The sequence below is a fragment of the Prosthecobacter sp. GW821-HT29F12 genome (genome assembly GCF_058803405.1).
Map to the genome: position 1 here is coordinate 1,355,734 of NZ_CM179517.1, position 25,034 is coordinate 1,380,767.

Below are 25,034 nucleotides of genomic sequence, written 5' to 3' on the forward strand. Positions count from 1 at the left end.
CATCACAGGGCGGTTGTCATGAGTGCGGCGGTCAGGATTTCCGGGGAGCTGCAAACGCTCATCAGGACACCGAGATACATGCGGTGCAGAGAATGGATGTCTTCCAGGGAAAACTGATCCGGACGAAAGAGCCAGACGACTTCCAGGGCTTCGCCTTCTTCCGTGACCTCACAGGCGAGGTCAAAGCGGCAGGTGCCGGTGGAACGCATCTGCAGATTGAGCGACATGCCGTTCACGGAGATGTCAGGAACAGGATGGTTTTGCAAAGCGAAACGCACCTGGAAAAGGGGATTGCATCCGGGTCTGGTCGTCACGCCCAGATCCTTCACCAGTTCGGCAAAGGGCATGGCATTGGCAAAGGAGTCGATGGTGGACTCATGGACGGTGCGCAGCCGCTCCGAGAAGGTCTTGTCCCGGTCAATGCGACCGCGCAGCGGCACAATACCAGCGCAGTAGCCCATGGTCTCCCTGACGGCTTGTTTGGTGCGGTTGGCCACGGGGGTACCCACGAGGATGTCATCCTTGCCGGTCCATTTGGACAGGGTGACCTGAAACGCGGCCAGGAGCGTGCTGAAGAGCGTGGTGCCATGGCGTTTGGCCAGTTCACGCACGGCACGGCCGACTGTGGCCGGAGCCGAGGACACCCAGCGCTGGCGTATTCCTGACAGGGCCGCGGGGCTGGTGGGTGGATCCCATAGCAGGGTGAGTTTTTCCAGACGCTCCTTCCAAAAGGCGCTGCGAGGTTCCAATTGTGCCGGCTGCCAGAAGGCGCGCTCGGCGGCACCCCAGTCCGTGTAGGAAAGCGGCACGGGTGAGAGCCCGCCAGCGATGCCGCGCAGATCCATCATGTAGGCGGCAAAGAGATCCTGCACGAACACGCCCACGGTCCAGCCGTCCGCAATGGCATGATGAATCGCCAGCACGAGCACATGGTCATCCGCCGAGCGGCGGAGAACTTCGTAGCGGTAGAGCGGCCCGCCGACCATGTCGAAAGGCCTGCGGAAAATCTCCTGCGCCATTTCTTCAATGGCCTCCGGGTGCTGCTGTGCTGATGAGAGCTCGCGAAACTTGATGGTCTGCCGGCTGGTTTTGCGGATGAGCTGCATCGGCTGGGTTTTGCCGGGGAGAAATGAGAGACGAAACACCTCCTGACGGTCCGCCACCTTCTGCACGGCGGCCTCACAACCCTGCTGGGTGATGGGGCCGCGCACATTGATCAAGGCGCAGATGTGGTTGGCCACATCCCCCGGAGGAACAGGGGATGCCTCCCACAATTCCCGCTGGGGCAATGTCAGCGGCTGAAGGCGTGCTTCGCCATTCTCAAGCCACTGCTTCAGGCGTGTTCGAGTTTCTTGGGACATTCGGGTGTTTCAGGCTCGGGGTTCCACTGCGGTGCCATGTCTTCATGGGCCGCTTCATCATCCAGGAGCCGGTCGATCTCCTCATCAGAGAGCGCCTCCAGATCCACATTTTCGGCAGCGATCGGTTCTGCAGATGGAGCAGGTGCCGCCGGGGCTGCTGCGGTGCCACCGACATGCTCGGCAATCAATGTCACGATCTGACCGATCGTGCGCGCGCGCATCAGGCTGGCAGGCGGGAGTGCGACACCGATGGCGCTTTCAATCGAGTTTTCGATTTCGACGGCCATCAAGGAATCCAGACCGAGATCCGTGAGCGGCTGGTCATCGCGCAAGCCTTCGGGTTTGACGCGCAGCACGGAGCCCACCACATCCCGCACGGCATGGCCGACGATTTCGGTGCGTTCTTCGGGCGCGGCGGATTCGATCTTGCGGCGCCAGTCGCTCTTTGTGCCGCTGGATTCAGTGCCTTCGACACCTGCGGCGAAAATGCGCTCCAGCAAGGGGCTTTCCTGGCTGCTGCGGAAAGACTGCCGCCACTTGGCCCAGTCCACGCGCAGAGCCATGGCCTGCGTGGCACCGGTGGCGAGGAAGGTTTCCAAGAGACCGACGACTTCGCGGGGAGACAGAGCGGTGGTGCCCTGACGTGCGAGGAATTCCGCGACACGTTCATTGCGCGCCACGTAGCCCTCACCTCCGAGAGCACCCCAGTTGATGACCAGGGCGGGCAGACCGGCGGCCTGGCGGTGATGCGCCAGCGCATCCTGGAAGGCATTGGCGGCGGCGTAGTTGGCCTGAGCCGGATTTCCAAAGATGCTGGAAACGGAAGAGAACATGACGAAGCAATCCAGCTTCAGACTGCTGGTCGCCTCATGCAGCAGCCAGGCACCATAGGCTTTCGGCTCCAGCACGCTGAGCATGCGCTCACGGTTGAGGGAAGCCATGGGCGCGTCATCGATCACCATGGCCAGATGGAACACGCCTTTGAGCTCGTGACCTGCTGCATTGATCTCCTGGAAGATCCGCTTCACATCGGCGGCAGAGCCGACATCTGCGACGACCACCTGAACTTCCACGCCGCGTCCGCGCAGGCTATCCACGAAGGCTGCGGCATCCGCAGTGGTGGCACCTTTGCGACTGGTGAGCACGAGATGACGGGCGCCGCAGTCGGCCAGCCAACCGGCCAGCACCTTGCCGAAACCACCGAAGGCGCCGGTGATGAGGTAGGCACCATCTGGCTGGACCGCGAAGCCCGGGATCAGCGGCTCCGAGCGCCGAGGCACAAAGGGGTCAGGGAATGACACAATGACTTTGCCGGTGTGTTTGCCCTGCGCCATGAGGCGGAAGGCGGCATCCAGGCGGCAGGCGGGGAAGGAGCGGAAGGGCAGCGCATGAAGCGAGCCCTGATCAACCAGCGAGGAGACGGTCTGCAGAATCTGACGAGTCTGCTCCTCGTCGCCGCTGAAGATGGCATCCATGGCCACAACATGGAAGGAGGAGTTTTTCCGCAGGGGCCAGAGAGGGATGCGGGAGTTCTGATAGATGTCCCGCTTGCCGATCTCGATGAAGCGGCCGAACTGAGCCAGGCAGGAGAGGCCCATGGGAATGGCCTCCGCCGCAAGAGAGTTCAGCACGACGTCCACGCCTTTGCCGTTGGTGATGTCCATGACGGCTTCGGCGAAGTCGGCACGACGTGAATCGATGACGTGGCGGACGCCCATGTCCTTGAGCAGCTTGCGCTTGGCGGGGCTGCCAGCCGAGGCAATGACCTCCGCACCGAGGTGATGCGCAATCTGGATGGCGGCCATGCCCACGCCGCCTGCGCCTGCATGGACGAGGATGCGTTCACCCTTCTGCAGATGCGCCACGGTTTTGAGTGCGTGCCATGAAGTCATGAACACCACTGGGAGAGTGGCTGCGGCTTCAAAGGAGAGCGACTCAGGCATGAGGCGAACATCGCCACCGCGTGCCAGGGCATGCGTGGCGAGACCGAAGACGGCGAGACCAAAGACCTTGTCTCCCGGCTTCACATGCGTGACAGCGCTGCCGACGGCTTTGACAATGCCGGCGACTTCATCGCCAAAGATGCGAGCGTCTGCGGTCTCGGCAGGATAAAGAGCGAGAGCCTTGAGCACATCGCGGAAGTTCATGCCTGCGGCGCGGACTTCGATCAGCACTTCACCGCTGGCACATTCTGGCATGGCAAAGGGGCTGAGGCGCAGGGCATCCAGCAGACCGCGTTCGCGGGATTCCAAACGGAGCGGCACGGAGACATCGAGCGTCTGCTCGCGCTGTGGCAGTCCGCGACCGATGCGGCGGACGTAGCGGCCCTCCCCACGGAAGGCGACTTCGCGTTCTGGATCTGTTTGCAGCAGCTCGTTCCAGAGCATGCGGCTGTCTGCGGCGGAGGCGGCGGGAGGAAGATCAATGCTGCGGCAGATGAGCTGGGGATGCTCATTGGCGACCACGCGCATCAGGCCGACGGCGGCTGTCTGCGCCATGGACACCGGCTGTGGCTGACTGCCCACGGTCTGCGCGCCACGAGTCACGAGATCCACATGCCGCTTCACATTCGGGCTCAGGCTTTCGAGGGCCTTGGCAAGATGGAAGAGAGCATCCGTGCCGAGATGAGCGGCCTCCGGACCGGAGCCAGGCAGGGTTTCATCCAGGTTCCACAGGCAGACGAAACGCTCAGGCGGTTCATCAGAGCAGGCTTCGAAGAGACGGGTCCAATCTTCGGGTGATTCGGCGCGGAGCATGAAGACATCGGTGGTGTCCGTGTCAAACGAACTGCCCCGATAAGCGATGCGGCAGCGCATGCCGTGGAGCTGCAGCTCAGTGGCGAGGCGATCACCGACGCCACCGCGATCCGCGAGGACGAGCCATGATTTTTCCGCCTGCGGTTCCAGATCTGCCGGCGTCGGCAGTTTCGGAGTGATCCATTCCTTGCGGGCGAGAAGGCCGATGAGGCTTTCTCCGCCCTCCTGGCGCAGCAGGCCGGGGAGCGACGTGGTCTCGCTGAAGCCTGCTTCTTGAAGCACTTTTTCCCACTGCGGGCGATGCAGCAGCGGATGGTGCGGACGAAGAGCGCGATCTGTGAAGCGCCACCAGCCGCTGGTGAGGCCAAAGACGGCGTTTAACCAAAGATGAGGCGTGGCGACTTCAACAAACATCAATGTGCCGCCCGGTGTGAGAAGAGTGTGAAGGTGGCGCAGCGCGGTGCGCACATCGCTCACGGCATGCACGACATTGGAGCCTAGGATGAGATCAAAGGAACCTGCATCGAGGTCCTGCTCTGCGCCGGATTTTTCGAGATCGAAGATCTTGTATTCAACTTCGGGGAAGGCGGCGAGCTTTTGCTTTGCGCTGGGGAAGAACCCTGCGGAGACATCGCTGAAGACGTAGGTGTGCAGTCCGCGCTCGATGAGCGGCAGCAACTGTGAGGCCAGGCCACCGGTGCCGGCACCGATCTCCAGGATGCGCAGTCCGCGTCCTTCGGGAAGATGACGTGCGGCCTCCTCCACGGCGCTGGCGATGGCTGCGAGCCAGGTGCTGGAGAAGAGGCCGTCTCCATAAAACTGATCCAGGAGATCTGCTCCGGCTCCGGTGAAGAGGACCTGCACGGCGTCTTTCTCCCCGCGCAGGATGGACCCGAGCTCAGCGCTGGCGATCTCGCTGAGAAGCGCGTCTGGCAAATGGCCGGGATGCGCGGCCAGGGTGGAGCGAAACAGTGCCGCCGTAGAATCCGCCGTGGTGAAGAATGCAGGCGTGGGCTGATAGCCATTTTCCACGGGGATGAGCAGACCAAGGTGCACGAAGTCAGCCATCAACTGATAGAAGGCCGGACGCATGGATGCTGCGACGCCGAGGGATTCGGCGGTGAACACGCCCTCTGCGCCCATTTCACTCAAGGCGCTGGCGACATGGGCGGCGGTGAGTGCATCCACAGCCGCGCTGGCGTCCTGCAGATTTTCACGACCGCGCATGTCCAAGGCTGAATCCAACGCGTGCTGTGCGGCCTCATGCAGACGAGCCAGTGGCAGCGGCTGCAGCGGCGCGGGTTTTTCCGCAGCGGGGGTGCGCTCCCACGCGACGTGATAGATGAGATCGCGGCCTTTGCCGGTCTTGCTGGAGCGGCGCGCGCCTTCGACGCTGATGGCGCGGAAGCCATCGATGCGGACGCAGGGTTTGCCGGTTTCATCATAGAGATCGATCCCGCCTTCGACGAGTTCGTCATTGGCTACTTTCACACCTGCCTTCACAAAACCGGAGGCACCGGGTGAACGCAGGAACACGATGCGCGCAAAACGCACGGGCAGGCGCATGCCAGCAGTGCGACCTTCCACGGTGGCGGCTCCGGCGGAGAAAATCTGCAGCGCGCCGTCAAAGAGCACGGGATGCAGCGGGTAATCTGGAGCGCGGTGCGAGATGGCTTCCGACAGTGTGACCTTGCCGGTGGATCTGCCGTCTCCGGCGGAGAGCTCGCGGATGGGGCGGAACTCTTCGCCGTAGCGAAGGCCCATGTCGCTCATGTGTTCATAGAAGGCGTCCACCTGGATCTCTGGCAGAGAGGAGGGTGATTCATCATTCCAGGTGGAGGAGGCAAACGGGGATTCGACACGTTCGCCACGCATGGAGCCGACGACGTGCACGGACCATGAGGCGGTGTTGTCAAAACGGCTTTGAATCTGGAAGGTGCGCTCGTTTGGATCGTAGGAGAGTTCGAGCTGAAGACCTGAGGGTGGATCCGGGACGATGAGAGGCTTGCGGATTTCAAAATCCTCGACTGCAAAGGGTCTGCCTTCGAAGTATTGCACACCGGCCTCCAGCACCATCTCGACGAAGCCTGCGGCAGGGAACACGACGAGATTTTCCACGCGATGGTCTTTGAGGAAGGCCATGTGGCGGCTGTCCAGACGGGCGACCCAGGTGGGAGTGGCGCGTGCGGTGCGCACGCCAAGAAGGCCACGACCACCGGCAGAGAGGCGGCCTTCGCGCACTTCGGCTGACTCATGCCACCACTGGCTTTTATCCCACGCGTAGGTGGGCAGGGTGAGGATGCGGCGCGAGGGCGTCATGGCGGCAAAGTGGAGAGCCACATCCGCGAGATGAAGATCCATGGCGGTTTCCAGGATTGATTCGTGTTCGCGTTCTCGACGCACGGAAGCGAGGATGGGCTGCTTGGCCGCATGATCGCCCAGGCATTCCTGAATGGAACGCACGAGGGCAGGGTGGGCGCCGAGCTCCAGCCAAACATCCGCGCCAAACTCGGCCACGGCACCGACTGCAGCAGCGAACTCCACCGGCTGCCGCACGCCGCCGGACCAATGGTCTGCGGTGCAGTCCACGCCATCCATGCGACGGCCTGTGACCGTGCTGAAGAAGGGCACGGTTTCCGCCGCAGGCAAGAGATCTGCCAGCACTTTACTGAGAGCATCTGCGGCAGGCTGCATGAGCGCATGATGGAAGGGATGGCTCACTTTCAGGAAGCGAGCAAAGACGCCCTGGGACTCCAACTCAGCGGCGATGGCGCTCAGCTCTGAGCGGGGACCCGACAATGTCAGCGAGCGCGGGCCATTGAACGCGGCGATGCTCACGGTGCGGCCATGACGGGCGATGACGGCGCGAGCCTCATCTGGCGAGGTGCCGACGGCGAGCATGGTGCCATCATGGGTTTCACATTCATCCATGAAGCGTCCGCGATGCACGATGATCTTCGCGGCTTCCTCCAAGGTGAGGATGCCTGCGACACAAGCGGCGGCGACTTCGCCCACGCTGTGACCGATGACTGCGGCTGGTCGAACGCCCCATGACTTCCATAGTTCTGCGAGTCCCATCTGCATGGCAAAGATGGCCACCTGCGAGATCTCGGTGCGCTGCATCTGCGATGTGTTTTCGTCCCGTGCGAGTTCTTCGATGAGTGAGAAGCGAGCCCAGGGTTTGATGGCGGCATCGCAGACCTCGATCATGCGACGAAACACCGATTCATGCTTCATGAGTTCGCGGCCCATGCCCCACCACTGGGGGCCCTGACCGCTCATGACGAAGACCACGCGGGCGGGATGCTCACGCCGTGGCGTGAAGGCGGTGCGCAGTTTCGGACCGGGCTGGCCGGTGGAGAAGGCATGGAGCTCCTGCACGGCCTCGGCCATGGTGCGTGCGGTCAGCGTGAGGCGATGCGAGTGGTGATTGCGCCGGGCACCGAGCATGTAGGTCATGTCTGGCAGCAGCGGGGAGCTGCCATTCATGTGTGAATGGTCTTCGAGCCAGGTGCTCAAGCGCCAGGCGTTAGCGCGCAGCGCGGCCTCCGAGCGTGCGGAGAGCATCAGCGGCCATGCGCGATCATTGTTGCAACTGAGCAGGGCGCGCTGGGGTGGAGGTGGCGGCTCTCTGAGAATGGTGTGGGCATTGGCGCCGCCGAAACCAAAGGAATTGACCCCGGCCATGCGCTTTCCTGGTGTGCCGGCAAAGGGTTCGAGCTTGGTGGGGACGCGCAGCTTGAGGCCTTCAAAATCGATGTTGGGATTTGGCGTGTTGAAATGCAGGCTGGCGGGGATTTGACCGTGCTTGAGCACGAGCACTGCTTTGATCAAACCGGCGACGCCAGCGGCTGTTTCCAGATGGCCGAGGTTTGTCTTGGCGGAGCCGATGACGAGGGGATTGTCGGGTGCGCGATCCGTGCAGAGAGCGTCTGCGAGCGCATGGGCTTCAATGGGATCTCCCACGGCGGTGCCGGTGCCATGGGCCTCGACGTAGCCGATCTCCCAAGGATCGATCTGCGCATTGTCGCAGGCATCGCACACGAGGCGGGCCTGCGCCTCGCCGCTGGGCAGGGAGATGCCATTGGTGTGGCCGTCTTGATTGATGGCGGTGCCAATGATCACACCCTGGATGGGATCGCCGTCATTGAGCGCATCTTCCAGCCGCTTGAGCAGCACCATGCCCGCGCCTTCACCGCGCACGAAGCCATTGGCGGCGGCGTCGAAGGCCTGGCATTTCCCATCAGGAGATAGCATTCCTGCCTGTGAGAAGCCGATGAAGCCGTCCGGATTGATCATCACGGTGACGCCGCCGGCCATGGCGGTTTTGCAGCGGCCGGACAGGAGGTGCTCGCAGGCCACGTGCACCGCTGTCAATGCGGAGGAGCAAGCGGTGTCCATGGCGAGGCTGGGGCCATGGAGATTGAAGCAGTAGGAAATGCGATTGGCAGCGATGCTGTGCGCGCTGCCGGTGGGTGTGTGCGCGCTGATGCCGCTGCGATCCGTGGAGGTGTGCTGGATGCCTTGGTAGTCATTGTGCGAGATGCCGACGAAAACGCCGATGTCCGTGCCCTTTTCCAGATTCAGCACAAGGCCTGCGTCTTCAATGGCCTCCCAGGCGGTCTCGAGAAGAAGGCGCTGCTGCGGGTCAATGTAAGGGGCCTCGCGTGGTGAGATGCCGAAGAACTGCGGATCAAACTGATCGATGCCATCAATGAAGCCGCCGCGCTTGGCGATGGTCTTTCCAACGACTCCTGGTTCAGCATCATAGAAACGTTCGACGTTCCAGCGGGTGGAGGGTACTTCAGATATCACATCGCGGCCCTCAGTGAGTACTTTCCAAAATGACTCCGCGTCGTTGACCCCGCCTGGAAAGCGGCAGCCCATGCCGATGATCGCGATACCTTCGTTACTGTTTGTTTCCATAAGATAAGTTTTTCTACTTCGGCTAATTCGGAACTGCGAAGCGGCTTGGCCTTGATGGAGTGACAAAAAATGAGGAATTTGCCTCATGATGGCATCGGGGTGTTTATTTCCATAATCACCTGCGGGATTCTCTGATACGCTTTTCGCCGCTGGGTCGGGTTTGATGAGCGCCGTGGACTTTTGCCGCGGATGCAATGTTGCAAAAAAAGTGAGGCCATGGCGTCTTGCCATGGCCTCACAGGAAGCACTTTCGCCGCAGCGTGCCGGGGTGCCGTTTCGTTTTATTCGACGGTCACCGTGTGCTTCATTGCGGCACCTTCTTTTTCTTTGTCAGGGCAGGTGACCTGGTAGGTGCCGGGTTTCAACTGGACGTGCATGACCTTGGTGTCATTGGCCGCGATGTCCAAGAGGAACTTCTCATCCACACCTTTGCCTTTGATGTGGAAGTTGTGCTTTTCTTTGCCGGTGTTTTTCACGAGGAAAGCGGTCTTGCCCGAGCTGAGTTTTTTCGGGATGGAGATGTCGCTGTCGCTGATGTTCACATCGACTTTGGCGGCGTCCGAGTCCGGGGTGACGGCATCGGCGATGGCGCGGCCAGCCTTCTTGGTTCCGTTTATCACGGCATGTCCGGCGGCCACGGTTTTATCCTCGGCCTTCTTCAGCAACTCCTTGGCCTTTTCGCCGGTGGTTTTGTTCGTTGTTTTATCTTCCGCGGCAGTGAAGGAGATCGCTGCAGCGCAAGCCAGTATGATAAGGTTTGTCGCTTTCATGCCCTTAGTTCGGCAGAACTCATGGAAGCGCGTGTGCCCATGTCATACGCAAAATGCCTGACAAAGGGATCAGGGCGCAATTCTTACTCGCTCGCTGACTTTATCTGCCCGAGGGGGAGGTGCCGGGTAAAGTAGTTGCTTTCGCGGGAATGAAAGGTGGTCTTGATCCGGGTCCTTGACATTATCCCCGTTGTGCACCACGCGAAGGCATCCGTGCACCCACTTCAGCCATGACGAATCCTTCTTCCATGTTTGCCAATGATCGTCCTTCTGCGGAAATTCTGCTGGCCGCCATCATTGAATCCTCGGACGACGCCATCATCAGCAAGAGCCTCATGGGCATTGTCACCAGCTGGAATTCAGGGGCCCAGCGGATCTTTGGTTATAACGAGGAGGAAATGATCGGGAATCCCATTGCCATGCTCATCCCACCAGAGCGCGCGGAGGAGGAGCCGGAAATCCTGCGGCGACTGCAACTAGGGGAACGGGTGGATCATTTCGAGACTGTTAGAGTGCGGAAAGACGGCCGCGAGATTCATGTGTCAGTGACCATCTCACCCATTCGCAACAACGACGGTGTCATCATCGGTGCATCCAAGGTGGCGCGGGACATCACCGAGCAGAAGGAGGCGCAGCGGCAGCTGGCACTGATGATGGAGGAAGTGAAGCGGAATGACCGCATGAAGGGGGAGTTTGTGGCCACTCTCTCCCATGAACTGCGCACACCGCTCAATGCGATTGTGGGATGGCTTGAAATCCTCAAGAGCGATCATCTGGAAAAGGCGGAGCTGGAGGAGGGGCTGGCCGCCATCGAGCGCAATACGCGCAGCCAGGTGCAGATGATCGAAGACCTGCTGGACATGAGCCGCATAGAGACGGGCAAGATTGTGCTGGATCTGCAGGCTCTGGATGTGGCGGCCGTGTGCACGGCAGCCATCAGTTCCATCCAGCCCATGCTGCAGGCAAAAGACCTGCGACTGACCACCGCCTTTGACAGCGTCAACGGCGTGGTGATGGGGGACCGCAACCGGCTGCAGCAGATCATCTGGAACCTGCTCACGAATGCCGCCAAGTTCACCCCGAAAGGCGGCCGGATTCATATCACATTGGAACGGGTGAATTCGCATCTGGAACTGGCGGTGCGTGACAATGGCATGGGCATCCCCAACGAGCTGCTGCCACTGATTTTTGAACGGTTTCGCCAGGGGGACGCCTCCTCCACCCGCCACCAAGGCGGGCTGGGCCTGGGCCTTTCCATCTCCAAGCACCTGGTGGAGCTGCATGGCGGCCACCTGAATGCACGCAGCGGAGGCAGGGATCAGGGAGCCACGTTCATTATTTCACTGCCCGTGGCGGCCGCGCATTATGATGAAAGGAAATCCACGGCGGCCCACAGGAATGCAATGCTGGATGCAGGGATGGAAAAGGGAGACCTCTTTGGCTATCGCATCCTGGCAGTCGATGACGAAGAGGATTCCCTCACGGTGCTCAAGAAAATATTAATGCGGCACCATGCCGTGGTGCATGCGGCGGCTTCCGTGGATGAAGCCCTGGCATGCCTGGAGACCTTCAAGCCCGATCTGCTGCTGACCGACATCGGCATGCCGGGGCGCGACGGGTATGACCTCCTGCGGGAAATGAGAAATCTCAAAGACGGGGCTTCGATACCCGCCATTGCCCTGACGGCTCTGCTGCGACAGGAGGACCGCATTCGCAGTCTGCGCTCCGGATTTCAAATGCACCTGGGCAAGCCCGTGAACACGGAGGAACTGGTGGCGGCCATCCAGAATCTGATGAGCCTAAAAGGGGAGAGGTAGAGAGGCCGCCCCACCCTGTCTGCCGGGTGTGGTATATCACACCACAGCCTTCGAAAGAGCATGCAGCGCCACCATGCGTTCGCATGAATCGGCGCAGGCGCGGCAGGCTTGCACGCAGCCTTCCATTTCGCCGAGGGCTTCGCAGCTTGAGGCGCAAAGGCGGCAGATCTCTGCGCACACCCCGCAGGTGAGGACGTGAAGATTGGAGCTGCTGAGGATGAAGTTGGCGTTTGTCTGGCATATTTCTGCGCAGTTGAGCATGAGGCGGAAATGCTCCGGCTCGGTGTGTTTGCCGCCGGTTTGGAGGCAGTGGTGCATCGCCATTTCAAGGCAGATGTGGTGGCAGTCGAGGCAGAGCTTGAGGCATTCCTCCTGCGTGAGATCAGTGACGTGGGGATTCATAGGGGCTGATAAAACATCGCCGCTGAATGCCCGGATGGTTGTGGTGGAATGCGCGTGCTTTCTGCAGCCGGAGCATGCTTTACGTCAAGGCAGCTTTGCCAGCGTCTCGCGGCCTTTCACTTTCAGCTCCGGGTCGTCATGCTCCTGATCTGGCATGGACAAACCTTTTTCGAGGAAGCGGCGTGCTTCGGTGCTGTTGCCCATCTGCGCGTAGGTGTGGCCGAGTTCGATGTAGTGGCGCAGGCGGTGAGGATTGATGGCGATGGCCTGGACGAAGCATTTGACGGCTGCTTCGTTGGTGGTGACGGGAAGCTTGCCATAAATGATTCCGCCCAGGGCGCGTTTGAGCACTCCCACGTTGGCGAGGACCTGATGCCAGCGGCCCAGCACATGCCAGGCGGTGTCATTGCGCGGATCAAGACGAATGGCCTTGTCGGCGGCGGCCTTGATGCGCGGCGAGATTTCCACCTGAGCCTTGCTGCCTTCAAAGGGCAGCATCTTGCCGTAGGTGATGGCGGGGGAGAGCTGGGCCTCGGAGTCGTGCGGTGCGAGCTTGGCCGCACGCAGAGCGTAGCCCAGCGAGGTGTTGCCATAGTTGAGCTTTTCCGCAGGGGACCTGGCCTGCGCGAGCAGGTAGCGATACTGACGCGCCATGCGCAGCAGCAGCGGCACGTTGTTCGGTTCGAGCTCCGCCGCCTGGAGGTAGTAGTTCAGCGCACGGTTGGCATCAAAGGTGGCGTCGTATTTGTCCCCTTTAGCGATGAGTTCGCCCGCGGTCTCGGCGGGGCAGGAGAGCGTGCCTGCCAGCAGCATGGCGGTGAAGCCCAGGGCCTGGATGAATGAGGGGAGTGGCATGGCAGTATCAGGATTTGGATTCGATCAAGCGGCCTGCATTCAGGAGCTCTGCTTCGCTTCTAGGGCGTCCGATGAGCTGGAGGCTGGTGACGGGCACGGTTTTCTTGACTGCTGGCAGGGGAATGGGGACCGCAAGCGCGGGATTGCCGGCATAGTTGACCCCCGCCGTGTTCTGCATGTTGAACACGCGCAGTTCAAACACGACGGTGGACCCCCAGAAGGGAAATTTGGGCGGGAGATTTTGGAGAGTGGGCACGGCTATGAAATCCACCTGCCTGAAGACTTCACGCAGCGTCTGCTGCCACTGTGCGCGGCGCTGGAGCGCGGCGGCATAGCTGGTGTGGTACTGCACTTCACCGAGTGCAAAGACGGCCTTGGTCAGGAAGCTGACGCCTTTCTTGTCGTCATACTGGCGGTTGCTGAGCCATGCATCCGCTGCCGCCACCACTTTTCCGTCTTTCTGCGCCTGCTCCCAGCTTTTTTTGAAGGCGGGAGAGAGGGGGATCACTTTGAAATGTCTGGCGGCGAGGGTGTCGTCGATGGCCTTGTCGATGGCGGGGTCGGTGCCATCCAGATAAAGACGACCTATTTTGATCTGGCTGGCCGCTGGCTTTGCTGCACGTGCTGCGGCATAGCGGGCTTTGAAGCCGCGCTGCAGGAGGTCCATGCCCTGCACCAAATGATCGATGTCTCTGGCGAGTGGACCGACGGTGTCCAGATATTTGGGGGAAATGGGAACCACGCCCTGGATGGGCACGAGACCGAAGGTTGTCTTCAAGCCGTACACGCCGCAGCAGGCTGCGGGCACGCGGATGGAGCCTGCGGTGTCTGTGCCGAAGGCCACGTCTGCCATGCCGGTTTTGACCGCGACGGCCGAGCCGCTGGAGGAGCCACCAGGGATCACTTCATGTCTGCCATCGAAGCGGTTGCGAGGGGTGCCGAAATGGCTGTTCTCGCCGGAGACTGTCACCGCAAGCTCTGTGAGATTGGTCTTTCCTATGATCGGTATATGGCGCTCCCGTGCGATCGCCAGACACGGAGCATCACGAGCTGCGGGCGGGCTGGTGCGGGACAGGTATTCGGACCCGGCCGAGGTGACCTCTCCTTTGAGGTCGATGTTGTCTTTGACCGCCAGCCGCAGGCGGCCGCTGTCATCAAGCAGCGGATGATACTCAATGAAGGCGTGCTCGCGCGCGTGTCTGGTCCGACGATTTTCGATGGAGCAGCCCACCAACAAAGCCGCCAGCAACATTCCTGAAATCAAGGCGTGTGGGGTGATGCAGGAATGTTTTTTCATCTGAATGCATTGTATGGGTGCTCAGGCAGGCAGGCTCACAACTGAAGAGTTCCTGATGCGTGAATGTCAGGCTGACCGCATCCAAGCTGTGCGATCAATGATGGTGATGGCCGTAATGATTGCCGCCGTACAAGTAATGACCACCGTGATAGTAGCGGCCGGTGTAATGGTGACCGTTGTAGAAGAAGCGGCCGGGCTCATAACGCCCGCCATAGTAGTAGCGGTTGTTGTGATGATAGTAGGGCGAGTTATAACCACGAGGCAGTGTGCTGTAATAGCCGGCACCCACACCGACACCACCCACGGGGTACACTGGATAATCACAGGAGGAGAGGAGCAGCGTGCAGCCGAACAACAGGCAGATGATGGGGCGTGTTTTCATGATCAATTCAGAGGTTGTAATGTGCAACGGAATCGTGGCTGACTGGCGCGATGGCTGCATCGTTCGCAAACAAAGGGCGCCGGGTGCAGTGCGCGGCATGGGTTCCGGACAGGAGAAGTACAACCGTCAGAGGGACGAGGTCCGAAAATTATCTGGCATGAAACATTATTGCCGAAACCCTCAATCCTCATTTCCATGAAAACCATCCTATTTGTCATTGTGTGTTCTTCTCTTTCGCTCTCCTCCTGTAGCAACGGGCCGGCAGCCCGCAGAGGCACGGTGATAGGTGCTGTCGGCGGCGGTGTCGCGGGCGGTCTCATCGGCCGGGATCTTGGCGGCGTTGCCGTTGGCGCAGGTCTCGGCGCACTGGCGGGAAACATGATTGGCGGTGCGCATGATCGCCGCCACTACCGTTACTATCATTAGTGGAACGGACCCGCTCCGGTTCACAGATCGGACAGAAAAAGAGCTGAAGTCGAAGGACTTCAGCTCTGTATTTTCCAAGTTCGCAACTGCTCAGGAGAAGAGATGTCTGAGCCGGCTGCCCAGCCTGGAACTGCTCGCGGAATCCAGTCCGCGCTTCACGGTGCTGACACCTTCATCGGCCAGATCGCTGGCACGGTCATAGGCGGGTTCGGCGATTTCAGCGAGACGGCTCTGGATATCCTCGAGCAGTTGAAGGGCACGTTGTTTCGGGGAGGGTGGTGGAGCCAGCAGTTCTCGTACGACGAGGCTGACAGCGCAGCCGAAGCCGAGGGTGGCCAAGGCGGCGGTGAAAGGATGACGACGAATCAGGCTTTCGAACTGGCTGAAAGGCGTGGCAGGGGCGGCCCGGGTGACGGGGGTTTCTTCGTCCGTGGGTGGAATGACAGAGGGATCGATCATGGCAGGAGGATTTGAGGTTGTTTGGCGGGAGGAGTGCAGAGTTCGAAAGCTTTGACCATGCCGAGCGTCAGCAGAGCGGGACGCAGCATGGTGAGCGTGACGGCGGTCGCGCTGGCGACAAGCAAGCGGGTGGGAAGCACGTGGAGAGCCAGGCCCAGGCCGATGACTGCGGCCACGGCTTTGGCGGGTTCGTTGCGGGCCATGGTGTCAGCGTCATGCACGAGACGATGGACAAAATTTTCGGTGGTTTGGGGGATGGGTTCGGTATTCATATGAGAGGGTTGAAAGGTGGTGAGATGATTGATCAGGATGCTGTGCGCGGACAGGGCTGCTCAGCGGCTGTGTGCAGCGCGAGTGCGAGCGGCTTTTTTGGCGGATGCAGAGCGCTCGGCGGGCGTGCGCCGGCTTGCGGCGGCACGCGCCTGCTGTGAGAGCGCGGACTTGGAGGCTGGCTTTCTGCTTTCACGCTTCAATGCGTCCAGCGTCGCACGCGAGCGTTTGCGTGAAGCGGGTTGGTGGCCGCCTTGACTGGCCTTGTCCAAATCACGCCGGGCTTTCTCACGAGTCTTTTCGGATGCTTTGCCAGGCTTTGGTGGCGGCAGTTTGACACCCGCACGTCGTGCCTTGGAGAGACCGATGGCAATGGCTTCTTTGGTGGAGCGTGCACCGTGGGCGCCCTTGCGAATCAATTCGATCTCTTCGCGAACGAACTTGCCAGCCTGGGTGGAGGCTGATTTGCCCTGGCGCTGATCGCGGCGTGCGAGGGCGATGGTGCGTTGACGGGGCATGCCGTTGTTTCGTAAATCAACGCGAGAGCGGCCGGATGAATCATCAACGGGCGGGTGCGGAGTGGTGCGGGGGAATTTTCCCCATCCACGTGAAGTCAGTGAACCGATAGGAGGGTGAAGGAAAACTACCCCCTACGATCATGAAACTGCATCAAACTATTATTACTCTGATTGGAGTGCTGACCCTGGCGAGCTGCGCGGGACATCTGCCCAACACATCCCCCGCATACTACAATCCCAACTGCTACGCTAACCTCTACGAACACAAGGGATTCCGTGGCGAGGTGGTGCAAGTTCAAGGCCCATCATCCTACTCCTCCCTCAAACACCTGAAGGGGCGTGACTGGGACAACACGATCGGCAGTGTGCAGACCGGCCCTGGCTGCTGGCTTGTCCTCTACAAGGACAAAGACTTCAAAGATGCCAGCATCATCATCGGCCCCAACACGACGGCTGCCAACCTTGGGGAGATGGATGATCAGGCGGAATCCATCAAGGTGTTTGATCGTCAGCCGTAAGTGATGCGTGAGCAGGGAGGGCAGTGGCTCTCCTTGCCACGCAAGGCTGCCATTTTTTTCTCTCACAGCCAAGTCAGCAAGGATCCGCACGCCCATGAAGCCTGACGCGATGAAAAACTCCCTGCACCAGACTAGCAGCACCAAGGCGGGCAACGTGCTGTCATGCATCGAGCGTTCCTATTGGACTGGCGTGCAATTTCGGGCGACGCGCATGAACCCAACCCGTGTGCAGGAGGAGCAGCGGCAGCGCCTGAAGCACCTGCTTGAGATCGCCCGAGTGCGCTCGTCCTACTACCGGGAGAAGTTTCGCCACCTTGATGTGGGCTGCACGGACCTTGAGAAATTTCCGGTGACGACGAAGGCGGACCTGATGAATCATTTCGACCAGGTGGTGACTGATCCTGCGGTGACGCGTGCCGGAGTGGAGCAGTTCATTGAGGACATTCGGAATGTGAAGCAGCCGTTTCTCGGGAAATACGCGGTCTCACACACCTCAGGCAGCCAGGGACAGCCCACACTGATCGTGCAGAATCAACTGGTGCTGGATCTGCTGTTTGCCTTTCAGATGACGCGGGGCCACTTCGGTCATCGCGGCGGTTTCCTGGGCTTCCTTGATGCGGTGCGCACGCTGCGCGAGCCGGCCCGTCTGGCGGTGGTCATCAATCAGCAAGGGTTCTTTCCTTCCGCGTGGGTCTGGCAGCGGCTGCCGGAGTACATGCATGTGTACATGAGCTTTCTGTTTGTGCCGGCGAATGATCCCGATCTGGTGAAAAAGATCAATGAGTTCAGTCCGAATGTGCTGAGCGCCACACCGACCACGCTGGATCTGCTGTCACTGAAGATTGACCAGTTTCGCCTGCCGAAGCTGCGGCAGGTGGTGACCTGGAGCGAAACGCTCACGCCGCCTGCACGGCGACGTATTGTGGAGGCTTTTCGAGTGCCGCTGATGGACAACTATGCCTCAGGAGAATGCATGTTTTTGACCAATGGCTGCCCGGCGGCACCGGGAGCGCATGTGAATGCCGACTGGGCCATTCTGGAGGTGGTGGATGAAAACTACCAGCCGGTGCCACCCGGGCAGCTGGGACACAGAGTTTTGATGACAAATCTGGCCAACACCGTGCAGCCTTTTATTCGTTATGAGATCGGTGACAGGATCATCATGGCCACGGAGCCGTGCGGATGCGGGAATCGAATGCCACGGATTGAAAAGATCGTGGGACGAGCCGCGGACTTTTTCTGGGTGCACACAGCCACGGGCTTCCGCCCATTGACGGCCTATCCATTCCAGCATGCCTTCGACTACCGGCGTGAGGTGCGTGAATGGCAGGCTGAGCAGGTGGAGAGGAACCGCATTGTCGTCAGGCTGGAGCCCATCCCTGGAGCCACTCCTGATCTGGTGGCAGCGAGGAAGCGGCTGGATGAACGGCTGGAGCTGGCTGGATTGCGGCAAGATCTGGACATCCGCCTGGAGTCAGTGCCGCATCTGACAACGGATGCGCGCACGGCCAAGTTCCGTCGCATGGTGAGTCGCGCGGGGATTCCTGAAGATTTGGATCCTTCTTTGAAGAGCGTCGCAGAAGATTTTGCGACTGAAGAGAATGGTTCTGCGGTGTTGATCTCCTGAGGGCTGCCAAATTTCAGCAATGATGCAGAATCATGTGGCGGTGGTTGCAGGCATGCGGAATCAACTATCTGAACAGATCGAGCAGAACTGCCACCAACAAACCGACCACAAACGATTCTATTGCATGGATTTTTCTTCATGGGCCAGCCACTTCAAAGACGCGGCGTTGGAGCATCTGGCGATGTGGTTCGCCAATCGTTATCATTTAAAAAAGCTTGGGCGCATCAAGGAGTTGAAACTGGACAGTGCTGCGCAGGAGATCTTTCTGGTGATGGATCTTCACGGTGAGAAGGAGTTGATTGAACTGACCGTGCATTACCGAGTGCAGAGCCCGACGGTGCTGGAGATTGCTGAAGTGCAATGCTCCCGGCCATGGATCACCGAATTCGTCAATGGAATGGTGCCTGCGGAGCAAAAACGGCTGACGGTTCCAGCGACGGTGACCCGGATACTGGCACCTGCGCGCAAGGGGTAATGGAGGAGCGTGTATGAGAGTGGCAGAAGGGCTTCGCTAGAGGGATACAATTGTGGAGCAAGCGAAGCGTAACCACCAAGCTGTGCAGCGTTCCGCCGCCTAGCATCGACGAGCAGTCTGCGCACGGTTCTCGCATACCTCCGGCATGCGCTCTTGAGTAAGAATGCATCGTTCGTGTGATCCGGTGGTTCTCGCTCGGCAAGCCTCGCTGCACCACCGGCTAATTTCTCTGCTCCCTGCCAGGAGCGCAAAGATTGGTGCCTGTGGGCAGAACCGAACTATCTTGAAGATCTAATGTCTGCCAATTATGCGAGCCGTAATATAAGAGGCTGCGCGCAAGGGGTGAGAACTGGTCCTGAGCGCGGGCAACCCGGATCAAGAGCGTCCTTTGATCATGCGAAACACCAGCAAGATGATGATTGCACCGCCGACCGAGGCGATGAAGCCGACGGGTTCGCCCTCAGCATACCAGCCCGCAGCGCGGCCAAGGTATCCGGCCAGCATGGAGCCCACCACGCCCAGGAGCATGGTCACCAGGCAACCGCTGGGATCTCTGCCGGGGGTGAGAAATTTGGCGATGGCGCCGGCGAAGAGTCCAATAAGAAGCATCCAGAGAAAAGACATAAATCAAGTGGGGTGGAAGGGTGTGAGTTACATCGTCACATCGCCGCGCAGTGACAATGCGGCTGCATGAGAATGCAGGATTCTTTTATGAGGAGGACTTATTGTGGAAGCATCTCTGGAGCAGGCAGTTTGCCGGGAACGATGTCCACGCGGGCTCCGGGGTTTACCCAGTGACACAAGCGGATGATATCCCGTGAGCCCATGCGAACACATCCCCATGACGCGGCGGTTTTCAGACATTTTTCAGCGGTGGTGCCATGGATGTAGATGCAGCGCTTGAAGGCACGAGCGTTCTGCGGCTCCTTGCCACGCAGCCGCAGGATGCGTGTGACGATGGCATCACACCCGGGTGTGTTGGCGCGCAGGATTTGTCCGGTGGGTTCGCGTCCACGCAGCAGGGAGCCCTTGGGCAGGCCTTCGCCGATGATGTCGAGGACTTCCAGCCGACCCAAGGGTGTCTGATTGGAGCGAAGCTTGTCGCCCAGGCCAAACTTGGAAGTGCTGACGGGGTAGCGTTTTTTCGGAACATTGTTTTCAAACGTCACCATCATCTGCTGCTCCACACTGACGACAATGCGCTGAGTCGGCGGCGGCTGAGGACAGGGACAGGGCCGGGAGAAGATGGCGAGCCATGATGAATGTTTTTTCGGCGGCGGCATGGGGCAGGGGCATGACGGCGCGCAGCTCAAGAGTCCCCACGGAAGGAGGAACAGAGACAGATGTGCGATGGCCAGCAGGCTCTTCGTTGGCTGTTTCATATCTTTTTATCGTGGATGTCTTCCCATGTGGACGGGCATTCGAGGCGCAACGTTTGTCATGACGGCTTCACTTCATCAAGCAGACCCATCCATCCGGACTCTGACAGACGATTCTTTAATCGCCAACCCTGATACCTATGAAACACATTCTATATATCATGTTCACCTTTGCGACCGTCCTGACCGTCGGTTGCAACAAGCAGAAGCAAGCGATTGACGCGCAAAACGATGCGGCTAAAACCGCGATCGAGCATCAGAAGGATGCCGTGGACGCCAAGGCCAAAGAGGCGAAAGCGCAGGCGGAAATCAATGCCAAGATCGAAAAGGCCAACATCGAAGCCAAGCAGGCAGCGGACCAGGCGCAGCTGGATGCTGAAAAGAAAAAAGCCGATGCCGACGCGGCGGCCGCCAAGGCCAAAGTGGATGCGGAGAAGAAGTAACAAGGCTCACGCCGGGAGCGGGCTCAGCGAATGAGCCTGCTCTTATGAATGCAGCCCATTTCCCCCAAACTCGCAACCTCCAGCACAACAACACCATGAAAACATCCACCACACGCCTCGCTCTTCTTGTCCTTGCGTCTGCCGCCTGGACTCTCATCGGCACCAGTTGCCGCACCGTTCGTGGCTTTGGCCAGGACGTGGAACATGTGGGCAGCCACATTGAGCGTGCCTCGCGATAGCCGATGCCCACACTCTTGAATCAAGCGTTGTCAATGCAGCCGACAGGCTTGCAATCAACGCTTGGTTCATGGCGTGGAGAGGCCGATGATGGAAGAGTTTCATGCCCGTGAAGCGCAGCGCCAGATGGATGACTTCTGCGCCACTGAACCACGAGCTCCGTCATCCACCGCTGATCCGTGAAGCTGGCCTGAGGCCAATTCTACGAAATCGTTTTTTTACCCGCCAATCAATCTTACCATGAAACCATCCATCATTGCCATCCTGCTCATCGTCATCGGCGGCGTCATGCTTGCCTACGAGGGCTTCACTTACACCACGAGGGAGAAGGCCATTGACCTGGGCCCCATCCAGGTGACTGCAGAAAAAGAGCACTTCGTTTACCTGCCGCCAGTCCTTGGCGGCGTGCTGGTCATCGGCGGTGTTTTGATGCTGCTCAGGTCCAAAGGGAACTAGCCTGGCAGCCAGACGAGCGTGGTGACATCCTGGGAAGCCGTTGTTAAAGCAGCCGGGGCAATCTCGCCTGTGCAGGGTTTTGACACATCCAGAAGTGGTGCGGATCAAGATTAACAAGCGCAAGGAAGGCCTTCTGATCATGGCTTCCTCACAAACATTTTCATGGACACATTCAACCGCACGCTGTCGCACTTTATCAAATTCGTCAGCGCGTTGCTGGTGATCGGCACACTCTATGTGGGCAGGGAGGTGCTGATCCCGCTGGCGCTAGCCAGTTTGTTCACGTTTCTGCTCAATCCGCTGGTCAAGAGACTGTGCCGCTGGGGGGTGCCGCGTGTGCTGAGTCTTGGCATGGTGACGATGGTGTGCTTTTCCAGCCTGGCGCTGGTGGCGTGGCTGCTGGGCGGAGAACTGGCGAACCTCGCGAATGATCTGCCGAATCATCAGCAGAACATTCAGCGCCGCGTGGAGTCGCTGCATAAAATTGGAGAAACCCAGATCATCGTGCGACTGCGCCAGCTGGTGGGTGATGTGAGCCAGCCCAAACCTGCTGCTGCGGCTCCTGCCGCACCTGCTGCGCCCGCTGCACCTGCACCGTCAGTTCCGCCTGCTGCCGCGCTTTCATCCCAGTTTAACGGGGAGGGCATGCTGATGAAGGCTTTCAACATGGTGGTGTCTACGCTGGCCGATGCGCTGGGGATGGCGGCGGTGGTGATTTTGTTTGTGGTGTTCATGCTCCTGCGCCTGAACGACATCAGTCAGCGTGTTGCGCGACTGGTGGGCTATGGGCGGCTCACGCTGACGACGAAGGCGATCGATGAATCGGGCGACCGCATCAGCCGCTACCTTCTGATGCAGAGCACGGTGAATGCCATCTATGGGCTGGTGCTGGGAATAGGGCTCAGCGTGATCGGGCTTCCCTATGTGTTGCTATGGGGGGTGCTGGCGGCGGTCTCCCGTTTCATTCCGTATGCAGGCTCATGGATTGTGGCCATTTTGCTCTTTGGTTTGAGCCTGACCATCTTTGATGGCTGGACGAAGCCGCTGGTGGTCGTGACCTTCATCATCGTTCTCGAACTGCTGACGAACATGTTCCTGGAGCCGAAGCTTTATGGGCACAGCGTGGGGTTGTCAGACTTTGCGCTGCTGCTGGCCATCGCTTTCTGGACATCGCTCTGGGGCGGGGTGGGGCTGGTGCTGGCGACGCCGCTCACGGTCTGCATCGTGGTGTTTTGCAAGCATGCGCCTTCACTTGAGTGGGTGGACATTCTGATGGGGGAAAATCCACTGCCGCAGCCGCACCTGAGCTATTATCAATACCATCTGGCAGGCAATGAAGACGCCGCGCAGGACCTGGTGGAATTGTCGCTGAAAAAAGAAGGCTATGAAAAAACGCTGGAAGACATTGCCCTTCCTGCACTGGCCCTGACACGACGCGAGGAAGTGCTGGGAAAGCTTGATCGTGAGGAATCGGCGGAGATTTATCGAAGCATGCGCTCAGCTTTCCAGTCGTTGAAGGAGAGCACTGACAGTGGTGCTGCTGGTGCAACGCAGGCGCTGAGGGTTTATGGGCGGGCCCTGCATGGCGAGGCCGATGCGCAGGCGCTGGAGATGCTTGGAGCGATTCTGCCCGGCTCGATCGCGCTGAAGGTGGATGATGGGCCGAGGCTCACTGGCGAGCTGATGCATGAGCTGGAAGTGGAGAAGCCGGCCGTGTTTTGCATCAGCGCAATGCCCCTGCGTGCGCGGCACGATGCCAAAAATCTCTGCCTCCGAGTGCGAGGCAAACTGCCTGACCTCAAGATCCTCGTCTGCCGCTGGTGCCTTCCTGGACAGGAGCACGACCCCAAGCCGCTCCGTGAAGCGGGAGCGACCTGGGTGGTGTCTTCATTTAAAGAAGCGCGGGAGGTGCTGGAAAACCTGGTGCAATGAGCTGATGACACCGCGCCCCAATTGCCTCATCTATGGATGTGCAACCGCTTCTCACCACGCCGGACGGTCATGCTTTTCGCTGGTATGACACGGGAGAGAAGTATCTCAGCGCTGAGATTGAAGCCATCGTCACGGCACAGACGAGCATTCTCTTTGAGTGCTATCTCTTTCGTGCATCGAAGGCAGGAGAACGATTCCGGGATGCCATGACCGAAGCCGCTGGCCGGGGTGTGCAGGTGACGCTGCTGCTGGATGACGTGGGTTGCTGGGGGCTGCATCGGAACTACTTCAGCGAGCTGATCCGCCTGGGAGGAAAGGTTGTATGGTTCAATCCTGTGCGCTGGCGTTTTTGGTCGTTTCGTGATCATCGCAAGCTGCTCGTGGTGGATGACACCCAAGCCTTCGTCGGCGGGTGCAACGTCGCTCCTGAATATGCAGGAAACGGCGTTGATGATGGCTGGCGGGATGGTGGCATCGCTGTCGAAGGACCGGTGGTGCGGCACCTTGCCGCCTCGATTGAATCGCAGGTGGAGATCGCCGGGAATCAAATATGGCGTGCGCGCAAAAACAGCCGCAGCGGCTGGGTGAAGGCTGGAGCAGACGTGTCACTGCTGCTCGTACGGCCGGGGCTGCAGCAGGGGGTGTTTCAGCGCGCCCTGCACAATGATCTTCGGCATGCACGTGACATTGCCATCACCACGGCATACTTCCTGCCGGTGGGGAGCGTCAAAAAAATGCTGCTGCGCGCCGCCAGACATGCGCACAGTTTTCGCCTGCTGCTTCCCGGAAAGAGTGATGTGCCTCTGCTGCAGGTCGCGGCGCGTGCGCTTTACTCGGGCTTTCTGCGCCGTGGCGCGCAGATCCATGAATACCAGCCGCAGGTGCTGCATGCCAAGGTGCTCATTCTCGATGACATTGTTTACATCGGATCTTCGAACATCGATCCACGCAGCCTGGCCATCAATTTTGAAGTCATGCTGCGGATTCGCAGCGCGGCGCTGGCGAAAGAGGCGCGGTGCACTTTTGAGAGGGATCTTGACCACAGTGTGCGGGTGAAGCCCCTTTCATGGCGGAGGCCGTCCAACTGGTGGCAGCGACTGAAGCAGAAGCTGGCCCGCTTCATTTTCACCCGGCTGGATCTGGGGGTGGCCCAATACTTTGTGCAAAAAAGAGAGACTTCTCCCCGCCGTAGCTCCAGGTCCGGCTGGAATTGAGCACATCCATACACGGGATGGAACGCGATGGTTGAGTAACCACCCATTGCCATGAACACCCCCGCTCCGATCACCAGCCGCCAAGAAATGATCGATCTTCTGAATGAAGATCTTGCCCGCGAGTACCAAGCCATCATTGCCTATGTGGTTTACAGCCAGACGTTGAAGGGGGCGGAATACAAGAGCATCGCGGATGAACTGGCTCTGCATGCCGCGGAGGAGCTCAGCCATGCCATTCAGATCGCCAAGCAGATCGACTATTTCAACGGTACACCGACGACGACTCCCAAAGAGGTGAAGATGTCCGACAAGCCGAAGGAGATGCTGAGATTTGACCTCGAGAATGAGATGGAGACGATCCGCAACTATCGGCAGAGAATACGCCAGGCGGAGTCCATGGGAGAGTATGCGCTGAGTGAGGTGCTGCGCAAAATCATCGCCCAGGAGCAGGATCATTTCATGGATCTGGCCGAGGCGCTGGGAATTGACAACCCCGTGATCGAAGCCGAGTGAT

At 59.6% G+C, this 25,034-nt stretch carries 23 protein-coding genes; 11 read left to right on the forward strand and 12 right to left on the reverse strand.

Annotated features, from left to right (window positions below; genetic code table 11):
* Positions 1 to 2: 2 nt before the first annotated feature.
* The 3 genes from AC3RLQ_RS05735 to AC3RLQ_RS05745 all read right to left on the reverse strand — a co-directional run bounded on the left by AC3RLQ_RS05735 (position 3) and on the right by AC3RLQ_RS05745 (position 9,813).
* The gene (locus AC3RLQ_RS05735; protein WP_493035179.1) at positions 3 to 1,361 is read right to left on the reverse strand and encodes a condensation domain-containing protein; all 1,359 of its coding nucleotides are present in this window, start codon (positions 1,359 to 1,361) and stop codon (positions 3 to 5) included.
* Complete coding sequence (locus AC3RLQ_RS05740; RefSeq protein WP_493035180.1) at positions 1,334 to 9,043, reverse strand: SDR family NAD(P)-dependent oxidoreductase; 7,710 nt, start codon at positions 9,041 to 9,043, stop codon at positions 1,334 to 1,336. The genes AC3RLQ_RS05735 and AC3RLQ_RS05740 overlap by 28 nt, the downstream gene beginning before the upstream one ends.
* 281 nt (positions 9,044 to 9,324) lie before the next feature.
* Positions 9,325 to 9,813, reverse strand: coding sequence for a cupredoxin domain-containing protein (locus AC3RLQ_RS05745; protein WP_493035182.1), 489 nt, complete (start codon positions 9,811 to 9,813; stop codon positions 9,325 to 9,327).
* A gap of 230 nt (positions 9,814 to 10,043) precedes the next feature.
* On the opposite strand from AC3RLQ_RS05745, the gene AC3RLQ_RS05750 reads away from it, so the two are divergent.
* Positions 10,044 to 11,630, forward strand: a complete 1,587-nt coding sequence (locus AC3RLQ_RS05750) for a hybrid sensor histidine kinase/response regulator (RefSeq protein WP_493035184.1) — start codon at positions 10,044 to 10,046, stop codon at positions 11,628 to 11,630.
* 36 nt (positions 11,631 to 11,666) lie between these two features.
* Here the strand turns inward: AC3RLQ_RS05750 and AC3RLQ_RS05755 are convergent, their stop codons facing one another.
* The 4 genes from AC3RLQ_RS05755 to AC3RLQ_RS05770 form a co-directional block, all read right to left on the reverse strand.
* Entirely contained in the window at positions 11,667 to 12,032 is a 366-nt protein-coding gene (locus AC3RLQ_RS05755) for a four-helix bundle copper-binding protein (protein WP_493035186.1), read from the reverse strand.
* An 84-nt stretch (positions 12,033 to 12,116) separates the two neighbouring features.
* Positions 12,117 to 12,887 (reverse strand): hypothetical protein, encoded by a 771-nt coding sequence (locus tag AC3RLQ_RS05760; RefSeq protein ID WP_493035187.1) that lies wholly within the window; start codon positions 12,885 to 12,887, stop codon positions 12,117 to 12,119.
* Between the two features lie 7 nt (positions 12,888 to 12,894).
* Entirely contained in the window at positions 12,895 to 14,184 is a 1,290-nt protein-coding gene (locus AC3RLQ_RS05765) for an amidase (RefSeq protein WP_493035189.1), read from the reverse strand.
* Positions 14,185 to 14,278: 94 nt separating this feature from the next.
* Positions 14,279 to 14,566, reverse strand: a complete 288-nt coding sequence (locus tag AC3RLQ_RS05770) for a hypothetical protein (RefSeq protein WP_493035191.1) — start codon at positions 14,564 to 14,566, stop codon at positions 14,279 to 14,281.
* 195 nt (positions 14,567 to 14,761) lie between these two features.
* On the opposite strand from AC3RLQ_RS05770, the gene AC3RLQ_RS05775 reads away from it, so the two are divergent.
* Entirely contained in the window at positions 14,762 to 14,992 is a 231-nt protein-coding gene (locus AC3RLQ_RS05775) for a YMGG-like glycine zipper-containing protein (RefSeq protein ID WP_493035193.1), read from the forward strand.
* 90 nt (positions 14,993 to 15,082) lie between these two features.
* On the opposite strand, the gene AC3RLQ_RS05780 is transcribed toward AC3RLQ_RS05775, so the two are convergent.
* The 3 genes from AC3RLQ_RS05780 to AC3RLQ_RS05790 are packed head-to-tail and all read right to left on the reverse strand — an operon-like array spanning position 15,083 to position 16,239.
* On the reverse strand, positions 15,083 to 15,451 hold the full coding sequence (locus tag AC3RLQ_RS05780; protein WP_493035195.1) for a hypothetical protein: 369 nt from the start codon (positions 15,449 to 15,451) through the stop codon (positions 15,083 to 15,085).
* Positions 15,448 to 15,723 carry a hypothetical protein gene (locus AC3RLQ_RS05785; protein ID WP_493035198.1) on the reverse strand — a complete coding sequence of 92 codons (276 nt, stop codon included), beginning with the start codon at positions 15,721 to 15,723 and terminating at the stop codon, positions 15,448 to 15,450. Before AC3RLQ_RS05785 ends, AC3RLQ_RS05780 begins: the two co-directional genes overlap by 4 nt.
* 60 nt (positions 15,724 to 15,783) lie before the next feature.
* Complete coding sequence (locus tag AC3RLQ_RS05790) at positions 15,784 to 16,239, reverse strand: DUF6496 domain-containing protein (protein ID WP_493035199.1); 456 nt, start codon at positions 16,237 to 16,239, stop codon at positions 15,784 to 15,786.
* A gap of 140 nt (positions 16,240 to 16,379) precedes the next feature.
* Here AC3RLQ_RS05790 and AC3RLQ_RS05795 point away from each other — a divergent pair, with 140 nt between their 5' ends.
* From AC3RLQ_RS05795 to AC3RLQ_RS05805, 3 genes are all read left to right on the forward strand, one after another.
* Positions 16,380 to 16,757, forward strand: coding sequence for a peptidase inhibitor family I36 protein (locus AC3RLQ_RS05795; protein WP_493035201.1), 378 nt, complete (start codon positions 16,380 to 16,382; stop codon positions 16,755 to 16,757).
* Positions 16,758 to 16,851: 94 nt separating this feature from the next.
* Positions 16,852 to 18,384 (forward strand): phenylacetate--CoA ligase family protein, encoded by a 1,533-nt coding sequence (locus AC3RLQ_RS05800; protein ID WP_493035203.1) that lies wholly within the window; start codon positions 16,852 to 16,854, stop codon positions 18,382 to 18,384.
* 19 nt (positions 18,385 to 18,403) lie between these two features.
* The gene (locus AC3RLQ_RS05805) at positions 18,404 to 18,859 is read left to right on the forward strand and encodes a hypothetical protein (protein WP_493035205.1); all 456 of its coding nucleotides are present in this window, start codon (positions 18,404 to 18,406) and stop codon (positions 18,857 to 18,859) included.
* A gap of 375 nt (positions 18,860 to 19,234) precedes the next feature.
* Here the strand turns inward: AC3RLQ_RS05805 and AC3RLQ_RS05810 are convergent, their stop codons facing one another.
* Together AC3RLQ_RS05810 and AC3RLQ_RS05815 are read right to left on the reverse strand one after the other, a co-directional pair.
* Positions 19,235 to 19,483 (reverse strand): GlsB/YeaQ/YmgE family stress response membrane protein, encoded by a 249-nt coding sequence (locus tag AC3RLQ_RS05810; RefSeq protein WP_422323127.1) that lies wholly within the window; start codon positions 19,481 to 19,483, stop codon positions 19,235 to 19,237.
* 98 nt (positions 19,484 to 19,581) lie between these two features.
* On the reverse strand, positions 19,582 to 20,142 hold the full coding sequence (locus AC3RLQ_RS05815) for a L,D-transpeptidase (protein WP_493035207.1): 561 nt from the start codon (positions 20,140 to 20,142) through the stop codon (positions 19,582 to 19,584).
* A 236-nt stretch (positions 20,143 to 20,378) separates the two neighbouring features.
* Between AC3RLQ_RS05815 and AC3RLQ_RS05820 the strand changes: the two genes are divergently transcribed.
* From AC3RLQ_RS05820 to AC3RLQ_RS05845, 6 genes are all read left to right on the forward strand, one after another.
* The gene (locus tag AC3RLQ_RS05820; protein WP_493035209.1) at positions 20,379 to 20,681 is read left to right on the forward strand and encodes a hypothetical protein; all 303 of its coding nucleotides are present in this window, start codon (positions 20,379 to 20,381) and stop codon (positions 20,679 to 20,681) included.
* Positions 20,682 to 20,776: 95 nt separating this feature from the next.
* The gene (locus AC3RLQ_RS05825; protein WP_422323133.1) at positions 20,777 to 20,920 is read left to right on the forward strand and encodes an entericidin A/B family lipoprotein; all 144 of its coding nucleotides are present in this window, start codon (positions 20,777 to 20,779) and stop codon (positions 20,918 to 20,920) included.
* Positions 20,921 to 21,158: 238 nt separating this feature from the next.
* Entirely contained in the window at positions 21,159 to 21,374 is a 216-nt protein-coding gene (locus AC3RLQ_RS05830; protein ID WP_493035211.1) for a DUF3185 domain-containing protein, read from the forward strand.
* A gap of 162 nt (positions 21,375 to 21,536) precedes the next feature.
* Complete coding sequence (locus AC3RLQ_RS05835) at positions 21,537 to 23,306, forward strand: AI-2E family transporter (RefSeq protein ID WP_493035213.1); 1,770 nt, start codon at positions 21,537 to 21,539, stop codon at positions 23,304 to 23,306.
* A gap of 38 nt (positions 23,307 to 23,344) precedes the next feature.
* Positions 23,345 to 24,520: a phospholipase D-like domain-containing protein gene (locus AC3RLQ_RS05840; protein WP_493035215.1), complete on the forward strand. Its 1,176-nt coding sequence runs from the start codon at positions 23,345 to 23,347 to the stop codon at positions 24,518 to 24,520.
* A 51-nt stretch (positions 24,521 to 24,571) separates the two neighbouring features.
* Complete coding sequence (locus AC3RLQ_RS05845) at positions 24,572 to 25,033, forward strand: ferritin-like domain-containing protein (RefSeq protein WP_493035217.1); 462 nt, start codon at positions 24,572 to 24,574, stop codon at positions 25,031 to 25,033.
* Position 25,034: the final 1 nt, after the last annotated feature.